Source organism: Sphingomonas sp. GC_Shp_5, from assembly GCF_026540855.1.
Taxonomy (GTDB): domain Bacteria; phylum Pseudomonadota; class Alphaproteobacteria; order Sphingomonadales; family Sphingomonadaceae; genus Sphingomonas.
The window spans coordinates 1-20177 of record NZ_JALNUP010000002.1 but is presented as its reverse complement, the minus strand read 5'-3'; the positions used below and the strand labels follow the sequence as shown (position 1 = coordinate 20177).

Here is a 20177-nt window from a genome sequence, read left to right as displayed (position 1 = left end):
CCCCCCCCGGTGACGCGCCCCGCCACGACTAGGTGATCAAGGTCCGCGAGACGACGTGCCGGGAAGACGATCGTCCCCCCGGCGGCCACCTCACCCGTTACATCGTCAGGCGAACCGACAGCTGGAACTGGCGATCGCTCTTGAAGAACGAACGCGGTGCTTCGAGCCCCTGCGCGTTGAGCAGGAAGGTCGTCTTCGTCGTCGCATCGAGCAGATTCTGTACCTGAACGCCGATCTTGAACTGCTTGTTCACCGTGTAGAACAGCGATCCGTCCATCTGCCCGCTCGCCTGCGCGAAGACCGGCAGATACGGGAAGCAGCAGTCGCGGTTGGTCAGGAGATACTTTGACCGCCAGCTATAGGCGATGCGCGCATAGACGCCCGCAAAGTCATAGAAGGCGGAGGCGTTGAAGTTGTACTTGGACAGACCGGCAAGCGGCAGGTTGTCGTAGATGCCCGTCACGTCGAGCGGCGGGCGGCTTCCATCAGCTGCCCCGTTCGCCGGCACCGAATTGGGGATCTTGCCCGCATCGATATAGGTGAACGTCTCCTGGGTGCCGAAGCCTCGCAGGAACCCTGGCAGGAAGTCGTAGGTCTGCTGGTACGACAGTTCCGCGCCCTTGATGTGCGCATGGCCGGAGGCATTGGCCGGTCCATTGACCTGGACGTCATAGGTCTGCCCGTTGTTGGTCAGCGTCCGGGTGTAGCCGTAATTGTCGAGGATGATGTTCGACAGATCCTTGTAGAACAGAGCGCCGGTCAGCTGGCCGACCTTGGCGAAATACCATTCCGCCGTGAGGTCGAACTGGGTCGCATCGACCGGCTTCAGATAGGGGTTCTGCGCCGAGGCACTGAAGCCGAAATTGCCTGCGGTGTTCGATCCCGACACGTTGACGCCGACATAGTCGCGCAGGCTGCCGAAGTTGGGGCGCGAGATCGCCTTGGATCCGGCGAAACGGAACAGCAGCTGGGGCGACAGCTGATACTTGATGTTCAGGCTCGGCAGGAACTTGTTGTACGACTGATTGGCGACGTCGGGGAAGGACACGCCGTTGGCAAAGGCAAGCGCCGCGGCCTGCTGCGCTGGCGTTACCGTACAGATCACCGGCACCGTGTTGCTGCTGTTCGGATGGGCGGCCGTATAGGCGCAATAGCCCGCAATGGTGCTGTAGTCCGCGGTGGGCGTGAAGATCTGGTTCGCGTTCGGATAGGTCAATGCACCGATCGAACTGTCTTCGGTACGGACGAACCGCAGCCCGATGTTGCCCGACAGGCTGGTCTCGCCGCCGCCGATCGCATCCAGCCCGAAATCGAGGCGGACGTAGGCGGAATAGGTCTTCTCGCCGTTCCTGTAGACCTCGCTGGGGAGGAAATAGCCATCCACAAGGTTGGTGCCGCGATCCTCGAGCGGCACATAGGTGCCGCCCGCCGCCGCCGTCGCCTGCCGCAACAGCGCCTCGAGCGCGTCGTGATTGCTGAGGATGTTGTCGGCAATATAGGGCGTGCTCGGCGGGGTTATCGCGCCACCGCGGAAGAAGTTGGTATAATTGTACAAAGCGGTGGAGTTGGCCGGCAGCGTTGCGTTGGACAGGTAAGTCGGGCCACCGCTGGTCCAGGTGTCGGACACCGCACCCCAGTTACTGTAGTCGTTGGTGCGCACGGTCTGCTCGCGATCGGCATAGCGGATGCCGGCCTTTACCTTGCGCAGGAAGCTGGTTTCGCCGACGTCATATTGCGCGTCGAACTTGCCGGACCATTCATGGCCGTCGTTGATCGTGCGATTGTTGAACGCGTCACGGAAATACACGTCATTGGGGTTGCTGAAGTAGCTCGCCGTATCGAAACCCGGCGCGATCGAGGTGATCTGCGGAATGCCGCCGCGCAGATCGACGTTGACCTGCGAATAGGTTGCCGTGTCGACGATGTCGTCGATGCTGTCCGCCTTGGAGTTGACGTACTGCCCGTCGAAATTGAGGTGGAGGCGCTGGGTCGGCTCCCACTTGATGTTGAACGACTGATCCTGCGTCACCGCCCGGGTGTGGAAGAAGCGATTGGAGAAGGTCGTGAACTGGCTGCCGGGAGCGAACTGGCTCAGCTCGCAATAATGGCTCGGCGAGCCATCGGTATTGGTGCCGCAGACCCGGGTCGGATCGTTGCCGAACACATTGCCGCCGGTGTGGGAAATGGTGCCGCTGGTGAACACGCCATTTGAGTCGAACGTGTAATTGTTGAAGTTCTGGCCGGCGATCGGCGCATAGGCATTATACCCCGCCGGGAAGCTGGAGGTGACGTCGCTATAATAGACGTTCGGCTCGACGGTATGCTCGAGCCAGTCCTCGCGAGAATCGGCCCGCAGGAACTGCGCCGTCAGCAGCAGATTGCCGCTGGCATTCTCATATTGTGCCGCCGCCGAGAAACCGATCCGCTCGCGGTTGAATTCCTGCGTCCGGCTGCCGGCGCCGGCGGGTGCGTAGACCACGCTCTGGCCGTCGGGCACGGGGAAGTGATCATAGATCGTGCTGGCATAAGGCGTGCCTGCGTTAATGACATGGCCTTCGCCCGCATCCTGCACGCCATTGCCGTTGGTGTCGTCGTTGGTGCGCGGCAGCATCGCAGCAAGGAACACCGAGTCGGACCGGCTGTACTGCTGCGAATAGCTCGCGCTGCCGAGGATCCCGAAGCGACCGCCGTTGCCGAGCTCGAACTGCTTGGAGATCAGCGCGACGCCCTGCGGCGCCCCGCGCTTGTCGAGATCGCCGTAATTGACCCCGGCCGACAGATAGAGGAGCGATTCCTTGGTGTCGAAGGGCTTGCGCGTGTTGATGCTGACCGTGCCCGAGATGCCGCCCTCGATCAGATCCGCGGTGAGGTTCTTGTAGACCTCGACCGAGCCGACCAGTTCGGTCGGCACGTCGTTGAAGCCGATCTCGCGGCCGGCCCCGGCAGCGAAGGTGTCGCGACCGTTGAACTCGCCGCGAACGTAGCTGAGGCCACGGATGGTGACGCCCGACCCCTCCACCGAGAAGTGCGCGGAATCGCTCGGCGCAGCGAATCGGCTGATGGCGACGCCGGGAACGCGCTGCAGCGCTTCGTTGACCGAGCGGTCGGGCAGCGCGCCGATATCCTCGGCGGTGATCGCATCCACCACCGTATCGGCGTTACGCTTGATGCTCTGCGCATTGGCGAGCGACTGGCGCAGGCCGGTGACGACGATGTCCGAGCCTGCCGCGACGTTATTGGCCGCCGGGGTCTGCACATCGGCAGCGGTGACGTTCGACTGGTCTTCGGCAGCCTGGTTGCTGATGGAAAGGCTGTTCGACACCGGCTTCTTGCCGGCGGCGGCGCCGGCGGGAACGCTCGTTTGCACGGAGCCAGTCGTGTCGGGCGTGGTCTGCGGAATCGATTGATCGTCGCGTGATGCCGGTGCGGGCACCTCCTGCGCGGAAGCAATGGTCGCCGGCAGCATCGCCGCCGTCACGATTGCCAGCGCCGAGACGTTCAGCGCCAGGCCCTTGCGGGCAAATCCCTTCTGTCGAACCATTGCAACCACAGCCATCCCCTCTCAAAGTACCAGCCTCGCGCCGCCCTCGGCATCAAGGTCATTGATCGTACGTTTCTTGCCCACTCGCGGCGTAGTCGTTGATAATGCAGACACATTCCGGCCACAACGTGTTATCCAAAGTTGCTTTACTTAACTGTGTTTTCGTCGCAACCCGCAGCTTTTCGGCTACACACCAATAGAGAACCTGATGGCTGATCATCGTCTCAACATCGTGATCGTAGGCGGCGGTACCGCGGGCTGGATGACGGCCGCCGCCTTGTGCAGCCTGGCCGCTGGAGCCTGCACAGTTCATCTGGTGGAGTCGGAGGAGATCGGCATCGTCGGGGTTGGCGAGGCCACCTTGCCGCACCTGCGCGCGTTCCTCGAACGACTTGGCATCAACGAAGTCGAGTTCATGCAGGCGACGGATGCCACCTACAAGCTCGGTATTCAGTTCGAGGATTTCGGCGCGGTGGGCGATCGCTACGTTCACCCGTTCGGCGCCTTCGGCCAGCCGCTCGCCGAGGTGCCGTTCCATCAATATTGGGTGCGCCGGGCGCACGAACGCCCGGCCCCGCCGATCGGAACGTTTTCAACCGCCGTCGCGATGGCGCAGGCGCATCGGTTCGCTCGACCTGACATCGACCATGATGATCCGATCGCCAGCTACGGTTATGCCTATCATTTCGACGCCACGCGCTTTGCGCCGTTCCTGCGCCGCTGGTCCGAGGCACGAGGCGCAGTGCGTACCGCGGGCCGGGTCATCGGCGTGCAGCGCAATGCAGCAGGCGGGATCGGCGCGGTTCGGCTCGACGATGGCCAACTGGTCGAAGGGGATTTGTTTATCGACTGCTCGGGGTTCCGGTCGTTGCTGCTGGGCGCCGAGTTGCAGGAGGCGTGGGAAGATTGGTCCGAGTGGCTGGCGTGCGATCGTGCGGTGGCGGCGCCCTGCGCCAGCCCTGCCGGCCCGATTGATCCGTTCACCCGCGCCATCGCCATGCCCGCCGGCTGGCGCTGGCGGATCCCCCTTCGGCATCGTGTGGGCAACGGCTACGTTTATGCCAGTACGCATTGCAGCGACGACGAAGCCACCGCGGCGCTGGTACGCGCGCTTGAAGCGCCCCCGCTCGCCGAGCCGCGCCTGCTCCGGTTCCGGGCGGGCCGCCGTCGTCGCAGCTGGGTGAATAATGTGGTCGCAATTGGTCTTGCCTCGGGATTTCTGGAGCCGCTCGAATCCACCAGCATCTATCTGGTGCAGGCAGCGATCACCGCGCTGATCGAGCATTTTCCCGGCAAGACGGTCGACGATCTCGATCGCGACGGCTTCAACGCGGCGGTGGACGCGGAATATGATCGCATCCGCGACTTCCTGATCCTCCATTATCACGCCACCAGCCGCACCGATTCGCCGTTCTGGCAGCAGATGCGCACCATGGCCGTTCCCGCCAGCCTTGCCGCGCGTACCGCGCTGTGGCGCCGCACCGCCCAGGTGCCACGCTACGGGCACGGGCTGTTTCTCGAGCCGAGCTGGGTCGCGCTGTATCTTGGCCAAGGGATCCTGCCCGATGGATGGGATCAGCGCGCCGACCTTCCTGAGGGCAATGCGCTCGACCGCGCCTTTTCCGGTCTTGCCGGCGCGATCGCCGATCGGGTCGCAGCGATGCCCGGCCATGCAGCGGCGCTCGCCGCGGCATGACCCGTCCGATCAGGTCGATCGTCGTTGCGGGCGGCGGGATCGTCGCCGTCAGCGCCGCGGTTGCGTTCGCCCGGGCGTTGCCGCGCGCGCGCGTGACGCTGCTGCCGATGCCGGTGCCCGCCGCGGCGCTGGCCGATCGGCTGCCGCTCGCGATGCCGGCCAATACCGCGATGCTCTCGCGGATCGGCTTGTCGCCGGACCTGCTGGTCGACCGCGGCGTCGCGGTGCCGCGATACGCGTTGCGTTTCGCCAATTGGGACGCAACAGGCGTGCCGTTGATGGTCGCGGAGGGCAAGGCGCGCTCCGCCTGCGCCCTGCCGCCGCATCACCTCTGGCTACGCGCCGCCACCGCCGGCCCCATCCCGGCGTTCGCGGCGTTGTTTCCGGCCGCCGCGATCGCGATGGCGGGCGGCCCGATTACCGCATCCCCGCACGCCGAACCTGCCCTTCATCTGGACCCGGCACGAATGATGCAAGCGCTCGCGGCGACAGCGCGCGCTGTCGGGGTTGTGGTCCTACCGCGCGGCGCAGATCTCGTTGCGGTCGAGCGCGCTGGCACCCGGATCGAGGCCATCGCGCTTGCAGACGGCACCCGCCTGATCGCAGACTTGTTCGTGGACGCCTCCGGGCCGGGGACAGGCCTGGTGGATCCCCCAACTGCGCCGCGGAATGATTGGCGATCCACCCTGCCTGCGACCAAACTCCTGCTGCAGGCAGCTCCAACAGCCGCCTCCCCCGGTTTCATCGATGAGTATCGTGCCACCGAGGACGGTTGGCAGGCCGCTTGGCCGCGTGCGCGCGGTCTGGCGTTCGGCGATCATACGGACGACGCGGCTATCAGCCGTGCGGCTCCGACCGCCGCCTGGGGTGGCATCGTCGCCACGGCCCCGGGCAGGCTGATCGACGGCTGGTCCGGCAACCTGCTGGCGCTCGGCGAGGCAGCGGCGCAGCCGGGACCGCTCGGGCTGCTCGGGCTGCCGATCACGCTGGGACAGTTATCGCTGGCGCTCGAATTGCTGCCCGACCGGGACATGGAGCCACTGTTGATCGCCGAGTACAATCGTCGCGCCGGCGCCTATGCGGACGAGTGGCACGATTATGCCGCCGCTCATCATCAAGCATGCCGCACGGGCGGCACGTTTTGGCAGACGGTCGCGAATGCTCCGCTTCCCGACCGTCTTCGCCAGCGATACGCGCAGTTCAGCCGTCGCGGCATGGTCGCCACCTCGGCCGACCAGCCGGTCGAGCGCGACGCCTGGGCGGCACTGCTGCTCGCCGGGGAAAGGCTTCCGACGCTGACCGATCCCGTCGCCCTCGGCGTCAGCCCCGAGGCGGCGCGCCGCGCGGTGCTGCAACTCGCCCGCGAAGGGGCCGCCACCGCGGGCGCGGGCGACCCCACCCTTGCATTGGCCTGTCCATGATCGCTCCCATCAAGCACGTCGTAATTGTCGGTGGAGGCACCGCGGGATGGATGATGGCTGCCGCTGCCGGCCGTTTTCTCGACGACGGCCAGCGCCGTATTACGCTCATCGAGTCCGATGCGATCGGCACCATCGGCGTTGGCGAGGCGACCATTCCGCCGATCCTGAGCTTCAACCGTTTGCTGGGCATCGGCGAAGCCGAATTCCTGCGCGAGACCGGCGGCACGTTCAAGCTCGGCATCGAGTTCAGCCAGTGGGATACCGGCACCGACCGCTACTTCCATCCGTTCGGCACGCGTGGCCAGGATATTGAAGGCGTCGCCTTCCATCAGCTTTGGCTGAAGCTCCGGCGCGGCGAGGGCATAGGCCCGATCGGCGGCTATTCGCCGGCCGAGGTTGTCGCGCGCCGCAGCGCCTTCGCGCCACCGCCAGCCGATCCACGCGCCCCGCTTGCCGGGCTCGCTTATGCCTATCATTTCGACGCCGCGCTGTATGCCGCCTTCCTGCGCCGCCGTGCCGAAGCCGATGGCGTACACCGCGTCGAAGGGCGGATCACGACCGTGCACCACGAGCCCGTCACGGGCCATGTCCGCGCGGTCGAACTGGAGGATGGCCGCCTGGTTGAGGGCGAGCTGTTCATCGACTGTTCGGGTTTCCGCAGCCTGCTGCTCGGCGAGGCGATGGGCGTCGATTTCGAGGATTGGTCGCACTGGCTGCCTTGTGATCGCGCGATTGCCGTGCCCACGGCGCGCACCGAACCGCTCCTGCCCTACACGCGCGCGACCGCGCATGCCGCCGGCTGGCAATGGCGCATCCCGCTCCAGCACCGCACCGGTAACGGGCTGGTCTATGCCAGCGACCATCTGTCCGACGATGCGGCACAAGCCCTGCTGCTTGCCCAGCTCGATGGCGCACCGACCGCGCCGCCGCGCCTGCTGAGCTTCAAGGCGGGCCGGCGCAAGCGCCTGTGGGAGGGCAACGTCGTCGCCCTGGGGCTCGCCGGCGGCTTCCTCGAGCCTCTGGAATCAACCAGCATCCATCTGATCCAGCAGGGCATATCGAAGCTGTTCGCGCTGTTCCCCGACCAGCGCTTCGGCGCGATCGAGCGCGACGAATACAATCGCCAAATGGGCGACCATTATGCCTCTATCCGTGACTTCATCATCCTCCATTATCATGCCACGCGACGAGACGATTCACCGTTCTGGCGCCACGTTCGCACCATGGACGTGCCGGATACGCTGCGCCGGAAGATCGATCTGTTTCGCTGCAAGGGTCGCATTTTCCGCTACGACGACGAGCTGTTCTCGGTGCCGAGCTGGGTGGCAGTGTTGCTCGGCCAGAATGTGGTGCCCGAAGGGTATGATCCAGTGGCCGACGCGCTCGACGCCGATCGCCTGCTCGAGGCGCTGCGCCGCCTGCGGGCCGGCATGGCGCACGCCGCGGCGGCGCTGCCCAGCCATGCCGACATACTTGCGCGCATCACCGCCGAAGGGCGCGGCTTGGGCGACAGCGGCGCAGCCGGGCCGCGGCGCTAACGCGTGATCGCGCGCAACAGATAGGCGCGTACCGCCGCGTCGCGCTCGGGCGACGGCGGGCCGAGGATGCCCCTTGCCTGCTCGGGCAGATGATCGGCAACCTGCTGGGCACCGTCGTCGAACACATAATGGTCGAACCATGCGCGCAACGCCGCACGCTGCGGCGCCGGCAGGTCGCGCACGGCCAGGATCGCATGAGCGAGCGCGGCGACCGGAGAGGTCGTCCCCTCCTGCCCCCACCAATAATTGACCAGCACGTTGAGCGGTCCGCTGGCGCGCACCTCGTGCCACCACAGCGACGGGACGAACAAGGCATCGCCCGGCTCCAGCTCGGCCACCTGCATGGTCGCCGCAGCCTCCGCGAAGCGGGGGAATCTGGCGAGATCCGGTGCCTCGATATCGACCATGCTGGTTGGCTGACCTGCCATCGTTCGATCGAGCGGGCCTATGTACAGGTTGCGCACCTGCTCCGGCGGAAACAGCACAAAGCGGCGCCGCCCCGCGACCACCGCGGCGACATTGCTGGACGCGTCGTAATGGGTCGAGATCCGGCTGGCATTGCCGATCCATACCCGCGGCACGGCATCGGGCGTGGCAAAGGGGAGCGGGTTTTCATTCGTCCAGCCGGGAAAGTGATCGGGCGCCGTGGCCGCGCCGGCATAGAAGGCGGGCGCGTTGGGGTTCCCCGCCGCCGCGACAAGCCGTTCGAGCAACAGCGGAAGAAGGATCTGGCCGCGCTCGAAGTTGAAGCCGTCGAGGTCGTCGCGGTAGAAGAACCGGCCATCGATCTGCGGCGCACCGACGAACAGACTGGCCGGGCGCCCGGAATCAAATCGACTGATGTAAGTGGCCATCGCCGCCGCGCCGCCGCGGCCCGCGATCACAGCGGGCCAGTCGGCAACCAGGCCGCGAAAGATCACCGGGCGGTAAGCGGTCGCCACCTCCGCGGCAAAGCGGTCGGCGGTGATGCCCGACATTTCCGCAACGCGCGGCGCGGTTTCGATACTGCACACACGGTTGTCGGCAACTGTCATGGCGGTCCTCGTCCCTGCGGCCCCTCACGGCGCAGGCAGCGCCAGGAACTCGCTCGCCGACTTGGTTAGTCGCCGTCGGGTGAAAGGGGAAGCTGTCCCGGCTTGCTCGCGTTTGTGGGCGTCCGCGCAACGGCGCGGAGTCCATCTCTAGCGGAGAAAGGCCAGCGCCGTCGGTTGCGGTGTGGAGAGGCTTCGCCCGGTGTAGGCCAGCATGCCGGACTGCTGGTTGCGGGCGAACACCGCAAGATTGTTGGTCGCTTCATTGGCGACGATGAACCACCTGTCGCTTGGATCCAGCGCGACGCTCCACGGCGACTTGCCACCGGCGTTGATCCGCTGGAGCGATCGAAGCGCGCCAGTTCGCTGTTCGATCGCAAATACCTGGACGACGTCGGCGCCGCAGTTAGAAACATACAGGAAGCGCCCGTCGCGCGAGACCAGCAGCTCGGCGGCGCTGCGTTGGCCGGTGAAGTCCACCGGATCCAGCGCGACATTCATCACCCGCGTCGCCATGCCCGCTGCCGCATTCCAGCGGAAGACGTACACCGCGCCCGTCAGTTCGGTATTGACGAAGGCGAACCGTCCGTCGGGCGAGAAGACCAGGTGGCGTGGTCCCGATCCGGGTGGCAGATCGATCGTGCTTCCCGCATCTGCGCTCAGCAATCCCGTGGCCCGGTCGAACCGAAGGATGAACACCTTGTCGGCGCCGAGATCCGGCGAAAGGACGGATCAGCTCCTGCGGGATCAGATCGACGTCAACGGTGGAACTGCACAGCGTCGGCGGGATGCGATGGCCGTCGAACAGCACCAAGGTGCGATACGAGCCAAGGTTGCGCAGGTTGAGCACGTTGGCCGCCCCGTTGCCGCCCTGAACGCCGGTTGCGTTGGAGCCGGGATTACTGAACTGGCTGCGCGAGCCCGAGAAAACGGGGAGGTAGTTGAGCGCGTCCGAGATGGTGCCTGCCGGCGCGGCGCTGGTGAGCGCCTCGGTGGAAATGGTGGTCAGCGGCGTGGGGCTTGCAGAGCCGTTGCGGAGAATGCGCGATCCGGTGACGACGATGTCGGAGGCGGGAACGGCGGCACCCTGGTCCTGGGCGGCGGCCGCAGGTGCTGCCACCGAATCCGCCGCCGCCGCGGTGCTGGCCTGTGCGTCCTGCGGGGCGGTAGCGCCGGTCGCCGCCGGGATCGCTTCTTGCGCGGCTGCGGTCGACGCTAGAGTGAGCGCGCTACTACTTAGAAGCAGCAGCAGAACTTTGCGGTGCGATCCCAAGCGAACTCTCCTAACATGCCATCGGTATGCCGGCTCGTGCCGGCTCCTGGTTCTGTTTCGAGTAGATCACACAGGCGATCATCCGCCGGGCCATTTGTTCGAGGCCGATCAGATAAGTTTAACGCGCGGGCGACGCAGCACCTTCGTCTTTCACCGCGCTGTGGGTTGGCGGACGCTACAAGGCTGGTTCGCAGGTTAGCACCCTGCTCACGGCCTGGCGTCCAGGAAAGCGCGGACCGTCGCGACGGTGGCGCCCGGCTGCTCCTCCATCAGCCAGTGGCCGGAATCCTTGATGACGGATTCCTGCACGTTGCTCGCGGCGAAGCGCATCACCATCGCCATCGTCGGGCCAAACGAATGATCGCCGCCAATCGCGAGCACCGGCATGTTCAATTTGCCCTCGCTGAGGAAGGCCTGGTTGTCCTTCGCGTCCTGGTCGAACGCCTTGAACTGTTCGAACCCCGCATGCATCGAGCCGGGGCGGGCGTAGAGCGCGGCATAGTGCTGGCGCGATGCCTCGCTGAACCGTGCGGGTGTGGCCGAGAACTCGTTCCAGAACCGATCGAGGTAGATCCGCTCTCGTCCCGCGACTAGCCGTTCCATATCGGGTCCGCCGAAGCGGAAATGCCAGAGCAAGGGGTTCTTGAGGATCTCCTCCCAAGGGCCGATCCCCGGCACCGGTGCGTCCATCAGCACGAAGCGTCGGACGCGGTCGCGGTGTTCGGCGGCAAAGGCATAGCCGACCATGTTGCCGATATCGTGGGTGACGAGGTCCACCTTGCCGGCCTTGAGCGCGGCCAGCACGCCCGCGACGTCATTCCCCTGGGTTTTCTTGTCATAGCCCCCTCCCGGGTGCGCCGACAGCCCGAGCCCGCGCAGGTCGGGCACGATCACCAGATGGTCGCGCACCAGATTGGCCGCGAGCGGTGCCCACATGTCCCCGGTCTCGCCATAGCCATGCAGAAGCACGACGGCCGGGCCCTTTCCGCCGACACGAACGTGGATCGTGGTCCCGTTCGCCGGGATGTCGCGCTCGACGAACGCCGCCGGGAAAGGTTGGACCTGCGCAAGCGCGGGTGTGGCCAAGGCCAATCCCAGGACCAGCAGCATCAAACGCAGCATCGCGCATCCCCCTTGTTTGTCGTCATCGAGTTCTCGACAGCAGGATGCTCGCGCGGCATCGTTCCGGATAGCCAACGATGGCCGGAACTGCTTTTCGGAAAAGCGAACGATGATGAAGCTAGATGGCATCGCAGCGTTCGTCGCGACAGTCGACGCGGGCTCGATCAGCGAGGCGGCACGGCGCCTCGGCTGGTCTAAATCGGTTACCAGCGAGCGCCTTGCCGAGTTGGAACGCTCGCTGGGCACACGGCTCGTTCAGCGCACCACACGCAAGCTGTCGCTGACACAGGATGGCGACAGCCTTCTGCCTCGCGCGCGGCGGATCCTCGCCGAGGTCGACGACGCCGCTGTCGAGATCGTCGAGCGCCGCGGCAGCCTGGCTGGGCCGCTGCGCATCTCAGCACCCGTCAGCTTCGGCATCCTCCACCTTGGTCCGGCGATCTGCGCTTTCCTCGCCAAGCATCCGGATCTTGAACTGTCGCTCGAACTGGATGACCGGTTCGTCGACGCCGCTGCGGACGGGTTCGATGCGGTCATCCGCCACGGGCCGGTGGTGGACAGCCGACTGGTCGCCAAGCGACTGGCCGTCACCCGCCGAACCCTCGTCGCGTCGCCAAGCTATCTCGAGCGTGCGGGCACGCCGACATCGCTCGATGATCTCCAGCGCCATCGCGGCATCCTCTACAGCAACCGCGACACTGATTGGCGCTTCGCGGGCGCCGGAGGCTGGACGGTGGTGAGGCCAAGCAGCTGTGTGCGCGTCAACAACGGGCTGATCATGCGAGATGCTGCGCTGGCAGGCCATGGCATAACGCTGTTGCCGACCTTCTTCACCTACCGAGACATCGCGTCCGGGTCACTGAGGCACATCGACATTGGTATGGAGGCTGAAGGGGCCGAGCTGTTCGTCTGTTACCCTCTGGCACGAACGCCCTCTGCGAAGGTATCAGCGCTCGTCAACAGCCTGAGAGCGGCCTTTGGCGACCCGCCATATTGGGAGTCGGCCGGCTAGGTTGACGTACCCCCCCCCGCCATAATCAGATCGTCAACGATGACGGCAGATGCATTTGAAAGCACGATCCGCGGGTCACGGGTTTGACGGCGAAAGTGCCGTCGTCGAGCGCAGCGACCTGCCGCGCCAACGGCAGGCTCACCGGGAGCCGCCTACCTTGGTCGAGTAGAAGGGCACGAAGATATCATCCAACCGATCGGCGGGATTGCCGATGCCATGATCGCGAATGCTGATCGTCACGCTGGTGCTGGCGGTAGCTTTACATGGGGATTGAGACTGGCACCGATCGAGCCGCTCCGAGATCTGCTGCCAGCTGAGATCTGGCAAGGTCCGGGGGTTCGCTGCCGGCAGAGTTCCGGCTCTCAGGCTTGGTATCGCAACCGGTCCGGAACAAGACTGAAGGCAGGTGAAGCCTGCCATCGGCTTGGGTGATAGAGATGATAGCCATCAAACGGTTAGCACCAGTCTTCCAGTACCCTGATGAGCGAGCCATCCGCGAACCCACGGGGACATGGCGCTCGATCGTAAACGCAATGCCACGTCCAGCCAGTGCAGCCTCGACGATTAGATCAGGATCGTTGAATACGAGCCAACCTTTAGTTCCTTGCCATCGCGCTGGAACTCCCATGCATACAGTTTTTAGACGTCGCCATGCGAAGGCTGATGCAATTCTGCTTTGCGAGATCGTAAGGCGTATAAGGTGTGTCATGTTGCTCCAGATAGCTTGGAGCAGCAAACGCGGCCATGCGCTGCCTCGGACTGATCGGTATCGCGATCATGTCGTGATCCAGTAACTCACCCAATTGCACACCGGCGTCATACTTGCCGCTCACGATGTCGGTCAGGCCGCTCTTGATGCTGATCTCGACGTTTATGTCGGGATCCTCAGCGGTCAGGCGATCAATGACCGGCCACAGCGCTGCTCGCGCCGCGTGTGCGCCATAGGTGATGCGAGCGGTGTCGGCAGGACGCTCTCGAAGCTGGTCATCATCGATCTTCGCTAGAGCAGGTCGCAATGTCCCGATCATAGATCGTTTCATGATTTCATATCATAGACCCAAGCGGTTTACCCTGACTAATCCTCAGAACAGCTTCCGGTTATATAACAATCATCGAGACCTGGCGTTCGACCGCTAGGCTGAAGCAGGATGCCGATGATGCAGAAGCGCGTGCTGGGCCGCAGTGGCCTTGAGGTATCGGCTCTTGGGCTTGAGTGCCTGGGGCTGAGCTATGGCTATGGTCCAGCTACCGAACGCACGGAGGGAGTTCCGCTGCTGCGCGTGGCGCACGATCGTGGCGTCATTTTCTTCGCCACGGCCAAAGCTTGAGCAGGCGCTCGACGGCATCAAGGTCGTCGGCGAGCGCTACCTGGGCTCATCAGAACCTCATCATTCGCTGACTTCCAGCCGGAGAACGATTATGCCCACTCCCGTTCCGACCGTGACGCTGAACAACAGCGTCGAGATGCCGAGCCTAGGCTTTGGCGTATTCCAAGTTCCCGATCCGGCGGAGTGCGAGCGCAGCGTGCGCGACGCGATCGAGGTCGGCTATCGGCTGCTCGATACTGCCACCTCCTACGGCAACGAGGAAGCGGTCGGCGCCGCGGTACGGAGCCACGGCATCGACCGGCGCGAACTGTTCGTCACCACCAAGCTGTGGATCGAGGATGCGAGCTACGATGGCGCAAAGGCCGCCTTCGAGCGATCGATGAACAAGCTGCAGCTCGATTACCTCGATCTCTGGCTGATCCACCAGCCTTATGGCGACGTTTACGGCGCGTGGAGGGCAATGGAGGAACTGCACAAGGCAGGACGGATCCGCGCAATCGGCGTCAGCAACTTCTACCCCGATCGCCTCGTCGATTCGTGCTTCACAATGAGGTGACGCCGGCGGTCAACCAGATCGAGATCCACCCTTTCCACAGCCAAGATGACGCGCAGGCGATCCTCGACGAATACAAGGTTCAGGCCGAAGCTTGGGGTCCGTTCGCCGAAGGTAAGAACGGGCTGTTCTCCAACGAAGTGTTGGCGGGCATCGGGAAGAAGCACGGCAAGAGCGTCGCGCAGGTCGTCCTGCGCTGGCTCAATCAGCGCGGCATTGTCGCCATCCCTAAGTCGGTGCGCAAGGAGCGCATGGCCGAGAATTTCGCGATTTTTGACTTCCAGCTCGACGCCGAAGACATCGCCGCGATCGGAACGCTCGACCAAAAGGCGAGCAGCTTTTTTGACCATCGCGATCCCGCGATGGTGAAGTGGCTCGGCACGCGCAAGCTCTGATCTCCAAGGCGCGACAGGGACAACCGTGAGCAGCATCGAAAACAAGATCGTCGTCATCACCGGCGCGAGCAGCGGGCTGAGCGCTCGCCGCGCTGACCGCCTGGCAACGCTGGCGGAGGACCTCGGCGGGAGCGGCAGCGCGCTGGCCGACCTACCGACGTGACGCAGGCTGATCAGGTCCATCGGCTCGTCGACACGGCGGTGGACGCATTCGGGGGAGCTCGACGTCATCCTCAACAATGCCGGCATCTTGCCGCTCTCGCCGCTGGAGCGTCTGACGATCGCGGACTGGGATCGCATGACCGACGTGAACGCGAAGGGCATGCTCTACGGCATCGCTGCGGTGCTGCCACACATGGAGCGCCAGATGAGCGGCCACATCATCAACGTGCCGTCGGTGGCGGGCTTCAAGGTGATCCCGACCAGCTCGGTCTACTCCGCCAACAAGACGGCGGTGCGCGTCATTTCAGGAGGGCTCTGCCAGGAGGTGAAGCCCTACAACATTCGCACGACGATGATCTCACCCGGTGCAACCGATACCGAACGGCCAGGCAGCGTCACCGATCGGGATATTACCGAGAACGTAAGGGCGCTGTTCGCCGTGAATACCGGCCCCGCCGACACGTTCGCGCGCACGGTCGCGTTCGCGATCGAGCAGTCAGAGGACGTTGACGTGAACGAGATCCTGTTCCGCCCGACGAACCACGAACTCTGACGAGGAGCCGGGCGCGATGGGAGAAGAAGCGATGAAAGCAGCATCCGCCGTCGCTGCCGCACTGGCGCTAGCCGTGCCGGCCGAGGCGCAGGACCGTCCGTCGGTTGCGCCGAAGAACATGCAGGCAATCGCGCCGGCGCTGGCGGCCTACACCGACCGGGTGCTGTTCGGCGACGTCTGGGTGCGTTCCGAGCTCAGCCCACGCGACCGCAGCATCGTCACCCTGTCGGTGCTGATCGCGACCGGAAAGACGGCGCAGATAACGGGCCATCTTGGTCGTGGCCTCGATAACGGCATCAAGCCGACCGAGGTGGCGGGCATGGTGACGCAGCTCGCCTTTTATACCGGATGGCCGAACGCCGTGTCGGCGTTGAACGAAGTCGAAAAGGTGTTCGCTGACCGCCGCGTCGATCCGGCCTCGCTTGCGACGGTGCCCCCCACCACTGCGCCACTGCCGGCCTCCGACCCCACGCGTACGGCCCCGGTCGCGAGGACGCTTGCGCCGACCGCGCCCAAGCTTGCGCAGCTCACCCACGAGGTCGTGTTTGCCGACCTGTGGCGGCGCACGGACCTTTCGCCCCGCGACCGCAGCCTCGTCACCATCGCCGCCCTCGCCGCTGGCGGTGACGGCGACCAGCTCGCCTTTCACGTCCAGCGCGGCCTCGAGAACGGACTGACCCAGGCGCAGATCGTCGAGGCGTTCACCCACCTCGCCTTTTACGCGGGCTGGCCGAAGGCGAACGCCGCTGTCGTCATCGCCGCCAACGTATTCGCCAAAAAGGAGACCGTACCCGTGTCAGACATCCAGATCGTCCGTGCTGGCCAAGGGTCGAAGCCCGGCGCCGCCGACTATTTCACCGGCAGCGTTTCGGTCGTCTCCCCTTTCAAAGGCTCAGGCGATGCGCGGCTTGGTGGGGCGACCGTGACGTTCCAGCCGGGCGCGCGCACCAATTGGCATACGCACCCGCTCGGCCAACTGCTGATCGTCACGCATGGGACCGGCTGGGTGCAGGCCGAGGGCAAACCGACTCAGGAGATGAAGCCCGGCGATACCGTATGGCTCGCGCCTGGCCTGAAGCATTGGCATGGCGCCGCGCGTAACAGCGCCGTGACCCACGTCGCTGTCGCGGAGGCGCAGGATGGCGAGACTGTGACGTGGCTCGAGCCCGTTACGGATGCTGACTATCAGGGACCGCAATGATCGCTCGCCGACGCCCGACCGTTTACGCTAACCGAGAGGCACGCCCCCATGGATGAGATCACCATTGCCCGGAGAGAAGCTGGCGCACTGATTACGGCGGTGACGCTGCCCCGGCCGCTTGGCGGCACGCACCATTACCAGAAGGTTCGCAATCGGGTATCCTACGCCTTCGGGCTCGTCTCGGTCGCAGCCGTGATTCAGAAGGATGACACCACGCGCGTGGCGTTCGGCGGGGTCGCGCACAAGCCGTGGCACGTGGAAGCGGCCGACGCTTCGCTACCGCAGGGTGCCGCAGCCGTTACGGCGCGAGCGTTCGCCGATGCCCGCCCGACGGACGACAATGCCTCCAAATTGCCGCTGGCGACGCGGACGCTTGCAGCCACTATCGTGGAGGGCCGATCAGCATGAAGTTCGACACGCCAGCGGGCATCAATCCGATCGATCAGGAAAAGGTCGTCGGCCAACCGCATCCTCGCATCGAGGGGCCGCTCAAGACGACCGGACGCGCCGTCTACTCCTATGAGAACCACGAAGCCGCGCCGAATGCCGCTTATGGCTATGTCGTCGGTTCGGGCATCGCCAAGGGCCGCATATCGTTGATGGACGTGCGCGAAGCTGAGGCAGCGCCAGGCGTCCTCGCGATTTTGACGGCGGATAATGCCGGGCCGATCAAGAAGCAGGGGTTCTACGTCGCCAAGCCGCTCGCCGGTCCGGAGATCGAGCATTACCATCAGGCGATCGCGCTGGTGGTCGCCGAGACGTTCGAGCAGGCGCGTCATGCCGCCTCGCTGATCCGGGTCGACTACACGCGCGAGCAAGGCGCGTTCGATCTTGCGGCTGCGCGGGGTGGTGCCAAGCCGCATCAGCGTCAGCCAGATATTCGCATCGGTGACTTCGACAAGGCGTTCGCGTCGGCACCTGTGAAGGTCGATGAGGTCTACACCACCCCTGACCACAGCCATATGATGCTGGAGCCACACGCCACGATCGCGCGCTGGGACGGCGACCACCTCACGATATGGTCTGCGCAACAGATCGTCGGTTGGGCGCGGCGTGACCTCGGCAACAAGCTCAGCATCCCGCAGGACAAGATTCGCATCGTCGCGACCTACATCGGCGGCGGCTTCGGCGGGAAAGGTAGCGTCTGTTCGGACGCGATCCTCGCGGCGCTTGCCGCGCGCGCCATCGGCCGCGCGGTGAAGGTGACGTTGCCGCGCCCGCTGATGCCGAACAACACGACGCATCGCGCTGCCACGATCCAGCGGCTACGGCTCGCGGCGGGGCGTGACGGCAAGCTCGTCGCCGTCGGTCACGAAACTCTGTCCGGCAATCTACCGGGAGGCGGCCCGGAGATCGCCGCGGCGCAGACGCAGTTGCTCTATGCGGGTGCCAACCGTCTCAACCTGACCCGGCTCGCAACCCTCGACCTCCCCGAAGGCAACGCGATGCGCGCGCCGGGCGAGGCATCGGGCCTGATGGCGCTCGAAATAGCGATGGATGAACTGGCCGAGAAGCTGGGCATGGACCCGGTCGAGCTGCGCATCATCAACGATACGCAGGTCGTGCCAGGCGCCGATCCCGGGCGTGGGTCTTCATCCGACCCGCAATCGGCAAGCGGCAATCAAGGCAAGGAGGAGCAAGGTCCGCGTCCGTTCTCGATCCGCCAATTCGTCTCGTGCCTGCGCACTGGCGCCGAGCGCTTCGGCTGGAAGGAGCGCCAGGCCAAGCCCGGCAGTCGCCGAGAGGGTCGCTGGTTGATCGGCATGGGCATGGCATCCGCGATCCGCGGTGCCCCGATCATTCCGGCAGGTGCCCGTGTCACGCTCGACGGCAAGGGGATCGTGACGGTCGAGAGCAACATGACCGACATGGGAACCGGTAGCTACACCGTCATCGGCCAGACGGTCGCGGAGATGATGGGCCTGCCGCTCGAGCGCGTCGTGGTCAAACTGGCGGACTCCAACTTCCCCGAAGCATTCGGGGGTGGCGGACAGGGTGGTGCTGCATCCGCCACAGCAGGCGCCTATGCCGCGTGCGTCAAGCTGCGCGAAGCTGTTGCCACGAAGCTCGGGTTCAACTCTGCCGATGCCGAGTTCGTCGGTGGCGAGGTGCGTTCCGGCAATCGCCGTGCGTCACTCGCCCGGGCGGCGAAGGACGGCGTGATCTTAGCTGAAGACAAGATGGAATATGGCGACCTGTCGAAGCGGTTCGAGCAGCAGACCTTTGGTGCCCATTTCTGCGAGGCCGCGGTGGATGCCTATACCGGCGAGATCCGCATCCGGCGGATGCTCGCGGTCTGCGCGGCAGGACGCATCCTCAACCCCGTCACCGCGCGCAGCCAGGTGATCGGCGGCATGGTCGGCGGTGCAGGCGCGGCGCTGATGGAAGAACTGGCCGTCGACAAGCGGTTCGGCTTCTTCGTCAATCACGACCTGGCCGGATACGAAGTGCCGGTTCACGCCGACATTCCGCATCAGGAGGTGATCTTTCTCGAAGAAGCCGATCCCACCATGTCGCCGCTGAAGGCGAAGGGTGTCGGGGAGCTGGGTATTTCCGGCGTCGCGCCGGCGATCGCCAATGCGGTCTACAACGCGACCGGGGTGCGCGTGCGGGACTATCCCATCACGCTCGATAAGCATCTGGCGAAGCTGCCGGAGATCGCGTGATGTCGGACGCGGTGGGGTTCTCGCGCCGGGCGGTGCTCGCCGGCCCGGCGATGTTCTCTCTGGCACGCGCGGCTTGCGCGGAAGAGGCGGGGCAATCCAGGGCTGGCAACGGCAAGGTGCTGATCGCTTACCTCTCTCGCTCGGGCAATTCCCGCATCATCGCCGGAACCGTGCAGCGCGCGTTGGGAGCGGACCAGGAACGGCGCATGCTCAATCCGGTCCGTGAATGGCTGGGTCAGATCGGCCGATAGGGACACTTCCAGTCAGCGCGACTGTCCGCAAGGCAAGGATTACGGCACTATTTCCCTTTGACGCACCATGGCGTCCATCATCTACAAAGCCACCGGCAACCTGCGCGCGGTGCAAATCTTGCTTGGCCATGCCAAGTTGGCGGCGCAGCTCTGCGGACGATGATTTCGGACCGCGACGCCGAGGAGGCAAAGCTGGAAGCTCAGCTCTGCGCTATGTCCGCATCGATGCGAGCCGCTGAGTCTTGCCGCCCCCGGTGCTTCTCGAAAGGTTGAGCAGCAAGGTGGCAACCTTTGCGTGCGTCGCTCGATCAGGATGCGGTACGCAGCGAAGCAGCTGCGGTGCTTGCGACCGTTGTCGAGAGCGTCACGATCAATCCGGAGGGCGAGCACGGCCCCGAGGCGGAGGTTGTGGCGCGGGTCGCTGATTTGCTGGC

At 65.0% G+C, this 20177-nt stretch carries 14 protein-coding genes and 3 pseudogenes; 12 read left to right on the top strand and 5 right to left on the bottom strand.

Annotated features, from left to right (window positions below; genetic code table 11):
- Positions 1-97: 97 nt before the first annotated feature.
- Positions 98-3556, bottom strand: a complete 3459-nt coding sequence (locus OXR60_RS02305; RefSeq protein WP_267393649.1) for a TonB-dependent receptor — start codon at positions 3554-3556, stop codon at positions 98-100.
- A 193-nt stretch (positions 3557-3749) separates the two neighbouring features.
- On the opposite strand from OXR60_RS02305, the gene OXR60_RS02300 reads away from it, so the two are divergent.
- From OXR60_RS02300 to OXR60_RS02290, 3 genes are read left to right on the top strand one after another with little or no spacing between them, the layout of a single operon-like run.
- Positions 3750-5237, top strand: coding sequence for a tryptophan halogenase family protein (locus OXR60_RS02300; RefSeq protein WP_267393647.1), 1488 nt, complete (start codon positions 3750-3752; stop codon positions 5235-5237).
- Positions 5234-6658, top strand: a complete 1425-nt coding sequence (locus OXR60_RS02295) for a tryptophan 7-halogenase (protein ID WP_267393646.1) — start codon at positions 5234-5236, stop codon at positions 6656-6658. Before OXR60_RS02300 ends, OXR60_RS02295 begins: the two co-directional genes overlap by 4 nt.
- Entirely contained in the window at positions 6655-8196 is a 1542-nt protein-coding gene (locus OXR60_RS02290) for a tryptophan halogenase family protein (RefSeq protein ID WP_267393644.1), read from the top strand. The genes OXR60_RS02295 and OXR60_RS02290 overlap by 4 nt, the downstream gene beginning before the upstream one ends.
- On the opposite strand, the gene OXR60_RS02285 is transcribed toward OXR60_RS02290, so the two are convergent.
- The 3 genes and pseudogenes from OXR60_RS02285 to OXR60_RS02275 all read right to left on the bottom strand — a co-directional run bounded on the left by OXR60_RS02285 (position 8193) and on the right by OXR60_RS02275 (position 11751).
- A complete protein-coding gene (locus OXR60_RS02285; RefSeq protein WP_267393642.1) occupies positions 8193-9230 on the bottom strand; it encodes a cupin-like domain-containing protein in 1038 nt (345 codons plus the stop codon). The genes OXR60_RS02290 and OXR60_RS02285 overlap by 4 nt on opposite strands.
- Before the next feature lie 147 nt (positions 9231-9377).
- Positions 9378-9944: pseudogene (locus OXR60_RS02280) on the bottom strand (beta-propeller fold lactonase family protein); the annotation flags it as partial.
- A 763-nt stretch (positions 9945-10707) separates the two neighbouring features.
- On the bottom strand, positions 10708-11751 hold the full coding sequence (locus OXR60_RS02275) for an alpha/beta hydrolase (RefSeq protein ID WP_267393641.1): 1044 nt from the start codon (positions 11749-11751) through the stop codon (positions 10708-10710).
- Between OXR60_RS02275 and OXR60_RS02270 the strand changes: the two genes are divergently transcribed.
- Complete coding sequence (locus OXR60_RS02270) at positions 11732-12634, top strand: LysR family transcriptional regulator (RefSeq protein ID WP_267393639.1); 903 nt, start codon at positions 11732-11734, stop codon at positions 12632-12634. The genes OXR60_RS02275 and OXR60_RS02270 overlap by 20 nt on opposite strands.
- Positions 12635-13230: 596 nt before the next feature.
- On the opposite strand, the gene OXR60_RS02265 is transcribed toward OXR60_RS02270, so the two are convergent.
- Positions 13231-13662 carry a LysR substrate-binding domain-containing protein gene (locus tag OXR60_RS02265; RefSeq protein ID WP_267393637.1) on the bottom strand — a complete coding sequence of 144 codons (432 nt, stop codon included), beginning with the start codon at positions 13660-13662 and terminating at the stop codon, positions 13231-13233.
- 126 nt (positions 13663-13788) lie between these two features.
- Between OXR60_RS02265 and OXR60_RS02260 the strand changes: the two genes are divergently transcribed.
- The 8 genes and pseudogenes from OXR60_RS02260 to OXR60_RS02215 all read left to right on the top strand — a co-directional run bounded on the left by OXR60_RS02260 (position 13789) and on the right by OXR60_RS02215 (position 19743).
- On the top strand, positions 13789-13962 hold the full coding sequence (locus tag OXR60_RS02260) for a hypothetical protein (RefSeq protein WP_267393635.1): 174 nt from the start codon (positions 13789-13791) through the stop codon (positions 13960-13962).
- A 91-nt stretch (positions 13963-14053) separates the two neighbouring features.
- A pseudogene (locus tag OXR60_RS19945) lies at positions 14054-14910 on the top strand (aldo/keto reductase).
- A 25-nt stretch (positions 14911-14935) separates the two neighbouring features.
- Positions 14936-15073 (top strand): hypothetical protein, encoded by a 138-nt coding sequence (locus OXR60_RS02245; protein WP_267393629.1) that lies wholly within the window; start codon positions 14936-14938, stop codon positions 15071-15073.
- Between the two features lie 6 nt (positions 15074-15079).
- Positions 15080-15625, top strand: a complete 546-nt coding sequence (locus OXR60_RS02240) for an SDR family oxidoreductase (protein WP_276046442.1) — start codon at positions 15080-15082, stop codon at positions 15623-15625.
- A 16-nt stretch (positions 15626-15641) separates the two neighbouring features.
- Positions 15642-16826, top strand: a complete 1185-nt coding sequence (locus tag OXR60_RS19845) for a carboxymuconolactone decarboxylase family protein (RefSeq protein ID WP_276046427.1) — start codon at positions 15642-15644, stop codon at positions 16824-16826.
- Between the two features lie 75 nt (positions 16827-16901).
- Positions 16902-17234, top strand: a pseudogene (locus tag OXR60_RS02225) (xanthine dehydrogenase family protein subunit M); the annotation flags it as partial.
- Positions 17231-19492 carry an aldehyde oxidoreductase molybdenum-binding subunit PaoC gene (paoC, locus tag OXR60_RS02220; RefSeq protein ID WP_267393627.1) on the top strand — a complete coding sequence of 754 codons (2262 nt, stop codon included), beginning with the start codon at positions 17231-17233 and terminating at the stop codon, positions 19490-19492. The pseudogene OXR60_RS02225 and the gene paoC, both read left to right, overlap by 4 nt.
- Positions 19492-19743: a hypothetical protein gene (locus OXR60_RS02215; protein WP_267393625.1), complete on the top strand. Its 252-nt coding sequence runs from the start codon at positions 19492-19494 to the stop codon at positions 19741-19743. Before paoC ends, OXR60_RS02215 begins: the two co-directional genes overlap by 1 nt.
- Positions 19744-20177: the final 434 nt, after the last annotated feature.

What these genes read in the sequence shown, in the direction of transcription:
- OXR60_RS02305 (WP_267393649.1), bottom strand. Translation starts at nt 3,556, where the DNA reads ATGGCTGTGGTTGCAATGGTTCGACAGAAGGGATTTGCCCGCAAGGGC.
- OXR60_RS02300 (WP_267393647.1), top strand. Translation starts at nt 3,750, where the DNA reads ATGGCTGATCATCGTCTCAACATCGTGATCGTAGGCGGCGGTACCGCG.
- OXR60_RS02295 (WP_267393646.1), top strand. Translation starts at nt 5,234, where the DNA reads ATGACCCGTCCGATCAGGTCGATCGTCGTTGCGGGCGGCGGGATCGTC.
- OXR60_RS02290 (WP_267393644.1), top strand. Translation starts at nt 6,655, where the DNA reads ATGATCGCTCCCATCAAGCACGTCGTAATTGTCGGTGGAGGCACCGCG.
- OXR60_RS02285 (WP_267393642.1), bottom strand. Translation starts at nt 9,230, where the DNA reads ATGACAGTTGCCGACAACCGTGTGTGCAGTATCGAAACCGCGCCGCGC.
- OXR60_RS02270 (WP_267393639.1), top strand. Translation starts at nt 11,732, where the DNA reads ATGATGAAGCTAGATGGCATCGCAGCGTTCGTCGCGACAGTCGACGCG.
- OXR60_RS02275 (WP_267393641.1), bottom strand. Translation starts at nt 11,751, where the DNA reads ATGCCATCTAGCTTCATCATCGTTCGCTTTTCCGAAAAGCAGTTCCGG.
- OXR60_RS02265 (WP_267393637.1), bottom strand. Translation starts at nt 13,662, where the DNA reads ATGATCGGGACATTGCGACCTGCTCTAGCGAAGATCGATGATGACCAG.
- OXR60_RS02260 (WP_267393635.1), top strand. Translation starts at nt 13,789, where the DNA reads ATGATGCAGAAGCGCGTGCTGGGCCGCAGTGGCCTTGAGGTATCGGCT.
- OXR60_RS19845 (WP_276046427.1), top strand. Translation starts at nt 15,642, where the DNA reads ATGGGAGAAGAAGCGATGAAAGCAGCATCCGCCGTCGCTGCCGCACTG.
- paoC (WP_267393627.1), top strand. Translation starts at nt 17,231, where the DNA reads ATGAAGTTCGACACGCCAGCGGGCATCAATCCGATCGATCAGGAAAAG.
- OXR60_RS02215 (WP_267393625.1), top strand. Translation starts at nt 19,492, where the DNA reads ATGTCGGACGCGGTGGGGTTCTCGCGCCGGGCGGTGCTCGCCGGCCCG.